Source organism: uncultured Methanobrevibacter sp. (assembly GCF_900316895.1).
GTDB lineage: Archaea > Methanobacteriota > Methanobacteria > Methanobacteriales > Methanobacteriaceae > Methanocatella.
Map to the genome: position 1 here is coordinate 1 of NZ_ONER01000133.1, position 2,624 is coordinate 2,624.

3 protein-coding genes and 1 pseudogene are annotated in these 2,624 nt (G+C 38.6%); 2 read left to right on the forward strand and 2 right to left on the reverse strand.

Translation table 11 applies throughout. From position 1 onward, the window contains the following. Positions 1 to 76 precede the first annotated feature (76 nt). Positions 77 to 508, reverse strand: a complete 432-nt coding sequence (locus tag QZN27_RS09645; RefSeq protein WP_296786970.1) for a peptidylprolyl isomerase — start codon at positions 506 to 508, stop codon at positions 77 to 79. A 71-nt stretch (positions 509 to 579) separates the two neighbouring features. Here QZN27_RS09645 and QZN27_RS09650 point away from each other — a divergent pair, with 71 nt between their 5' ends. Next, the gene (locus tag QZN27_RS09650) at positions 580 to 1,740 is read left to right on the forward strand and encodes an acetylornithine transaminase (RefSeq protein WP_296786973.1); all 1,161 of its coding nucleotides are present in this window, start codon (positions 580 to 582) and stop codon (positions 1,738 to 1,740) included. On the opposite strand, the gene QZN27_RS09655 is transcribed toward QZN27_RS09650, so the two are convergent. Then, positions 1,737 to 2,141, reverse strand: a complete 405-nt coding sequence (locus tag QZN27_RS09655) for an NUDIX domain-containing protein (RefSeq protein ID WP_366208976.1) — start codon at positions 2,139 to 2,141, stop codon at positions 1,737 to 1,739. The genes QZN27_RS09650 and QZN27_RS09655 overlap by 4 nt on opposite strands. Before the next feature lie 118 nt (positions 2,142 to 2,259). Here QZN27_RS09655 and QZN27_RS09660 point away from each other — a divergent pair. Then, positions 2,260 to 2,624: pseudogene (locus tag QZN27_RS09660) on the forward strand (diaminopimelate decarboxylase); the annotation flags it as partial.

Genomic DNA, 2,624 nt, shown 5'->3' on the forward strand with positions numbered 1-2,624 from the left:
AATGTTTTGGGATTCAACAAGTCATATGTTCGGTTCAATTACTAGTTTTAAAAAAAAGAAGTTGAAAGATAAGGAATTATCTTTCTTCAATGGTGACTTTGTTCATCACGTCACCTTGTTGGATGGCATCAACAACGTCTTGGCCTTTGATTACTTGGCCGAATACGGTGTGAACGCCGTCTAAGTGTGGTTGTGGACAGTGTGTAATGAAGAATTGGCTTCCTCCAGTGTCTTTACCTGCATGTGCCATTGATAGTGCACCAGTACCATGTCTGTGAGGGTTACCTTCGGTTTCACATTTGATGGTGTAACCAGGTCCGCCGGTACCGTTACCTTTAGGGCATCCGCCTTGGATTACAAAGTTTGGAATTACCCTGTGGAAGGTCAATCCGTCATAAAATCCTTCGTTGATTAATTTTTCAAAGTTAGCTACAGTACCTGGAGCTTCGTTTGGGAATAATTCTAATTCGATGTTACCTTTATCAGTTTCGATTATAGCGACTTTCATTTTATCACCTAATTTTTATATAATATTAATAATATAGTATTATTGATTAAAATATTTTATGGAGACTTTATATGAATACTCAAGAATTAATTAAGATTGAAGATGATTATTTCATAAACACTTTCACCAGACAGCCAATCGTACTTGACCATGGGGAAGGTGTTAAAGTATGGGATATCGACGGTAAGGAATATGTGGACATGTTTGCAGGAATTGCAGTCAACTGTTTAGGCCACAATCATCCTAAACTTGTAAAAGCAATTCAGGATCAGGCAGAAAAGCTCATTCACATTTCAAGCATATACTACAACGAGCCTGCTTTAATCTATGCCAAAAGATTGGTCAACAAAACAGGTTTCGACAGAATATTTTACGCAAACAGCGGTGCTGAGGCAAATGAGGGAGCTATCAAGTTAGCTGTCAAATACACTGGCAAAAGTGAAGTTATCTCAACTGTAGAGTCATTCCACGGAAGGACCATAATGACACTCGCTGCAACAGGTCACGAACATTATCACGAACCATTCAAATGCATTTTGCCAAAAGGCTTCATCAATGTGCCATACAATGATTTGGAAGCAATCAAGGAAGCAGTTACAGAAAACACTGCAGCAATCATTGTCGAACCTATCCAAGGTGAAGGCGGAGTCAACGTTCCTGATATTGAATACCTCAAGGGAATCGAAAAGATCTGTAAGGAAAACGACATCGTTTTCATCGTCGATGAGGTACAGACAGGTTTCGGAAGATGCGGAACACTCTTCGCTCATGAACTCTTTGACGTAAAACCTGACATCATGACAATGGCTAAAGGTATCGGTGGAGGAGTCCCAATGGGCGGAATCCTTGCAACCGAAAAGGTAGCTGCAGCATTCGTTCCAGGCGACCACGGAACAACCTTCGGTGGAGGTCCATTGGTTGCAGCAGCAGCTAATGCGGTTCTTGATGCGTTTGAAGAGGAAAATATCCTTGACAATGTCAATGAAGTCGGTGAATACTTCATATCCGAGCTTAAAAAATTGGATAAGGAAATAATCGCTGATGTGCGTGGTAAAGGTTTAATGGTAGGTATTGAATTAACCAAGCCTGGTGCAGAATATGTCGACAAATTAAGAGAAGCAGGATTTTTAATCAACTGCACTGCCGACAAGGTCTTAAGGTTTGTTCCACCATTGACAATTACAAAATCCGAAATTGACCAGTTTGTAAAAGCTTTAGATGAAATACTCTAAAGCTCATAATTTCTTTTTTCTAAAACTTTTTTAAAGGAACTTGACAGTTCCAGACTCTCTATTTTTTCAATTGATGCCCACATGTATTCGGTATGCTCTTCGCTTATCTCAACGCTTCCTTCAACATCATCCAGATACATCATCAGCTGAACTGTCCTTTTGTGGGAATAGTCGTTTTGCACAGCCTCACAGAAGTCACCCACATTCACATCCAAGTTTGTTTCCTCTTTAATTTCTCGAACAAGAGCGTCAGCGAAATGCTCCCCCTTTTCAACCTTTCCGCCGGGAAGTTCCCACATTTCAGGGTCGGTCCTGCTTTTGGGATGCCTTTTGACAATCAGAATTTCGTCTGAATCATTCTTGATGATGCCTCTAACAGTTAATCCATATGATTTCATGATATTATTTTTAGTCTTCTATTAAATAATTTAAACGGAAAATCAATTTCCTTCATTAATTTTAAATAACTCGAACAAGATAAGTAAATACATAATGTAACTTTTTTAAGGAGTTTAGATTATGGACTTAAATATTAAAGTAAATGACAAAAACCACTTGGACATTGGTGGAGCCGATGCACTCGATGTTGCAGAAGAATTCGGAACTCCAACCTATGTGATTGATGAAAATAGGATAAGGGAAAACTACAATAAATTTTATTCAACTTTTTCAAAATATTATCCTGATTTTAAAGTATTTTACGCATGTAAAGCAAATACCAACCTTGCTGTAATGAAAATATTGGAAAGTGAAGGTTGCTGTATTGATGCTGTTTCCCCTGGTGAAGTCCACATCTCAAAAATGCTCGGATTTTCAGGCGACAGAATCCTCTTTACAGGTAACAACATAACCAATGATGAATTAAAATTCGTTCATGATGAAGG

What these genes read in the sequence shown, in the direction of transcription:
- QZN27_RS09650 (WP_296786973.1), top strand. Translation starts at nt 580, where the DNA reads ATGAATACTCAAGAATTAATTAAGATTGAAGATGATTATTTCATAAAC.
- QZN27_RS09645 (WP_296786970.1), bottom strand. Translation starts at nt 508, where the DNA reads ATGAAAGTCGCTATAATCGAAACTGATAAAGGTAACATCGAATTAGAA.